1 rRNA gene is annotated in these 523 nt (G+C 50.9%); it reads right to left on the bottom strand.

What is annotated here, in order from left to right:
• Positions 1-523, bottom strand: a 23S ribosomal RNA gene (locus GHO03_RS24730); the annotation flags it as partial.

Below are 523 nucleotides of genomic sequence, written 5' to 3'. Positions count from 1 at the left end.
CCCCCTAGCCGAAACAGTGCTCTACCCCCTACAGTGATACATGAGGCGCTACCTAAATAGCTTTCGAGGAGAACCAGCTATCTCCGAGCTTGATTAGCCTTTCACTCCGATCCACAGGTCATCCGCTAACTTTTCAACGGTAGTCGGTTCGGTCCTCCAGTTAGTGTTACCCAACCTTCAACCTGCCCATGGATAGATCGCCCGGTTTCGGGTCTATTCCCAGCGACTAGACGCCCTATTAAGACTCGCTTTCGCTACGCCTCCCCTATTCGGTTAAGCTTGCCACTGAAAATAAGTCGCTGACCCATTATACAAAAGGTACGCAGTCACCCAACAAAGTGGGCTCCCACTGCTTGTACGCATACGGTTTCAGGATCTATTTCACTCCCCTCTCCGGGGTTCTTTTCGCCTTTCCCTCACGGTACTAGTTCACTATCGGTCAGTCAGTAGTATTTAGCCTTGGAGGATGGTCCCCCCATATTCAGACAAAGTTTCTCGTGCTCCGTCCTACTCGATTTCACTG

The sequence above is a fragment of the Pseudomonas sp. FSL R10-1339 genome, assembly GCF_009600545.1.
Classification (GTDB): domain Bacteria; phylum Pseudomonadota; class Gammaproteobacteria; order Pseudomonadales; family Pseudomonadaceae; genus Aquipseudomonas; species Aquipseudomonas bubulae.
Note: the sequence above shows the minus strand (reverse complement) of the source record. Positions and strands in the feature narration are given on the sequence as shown.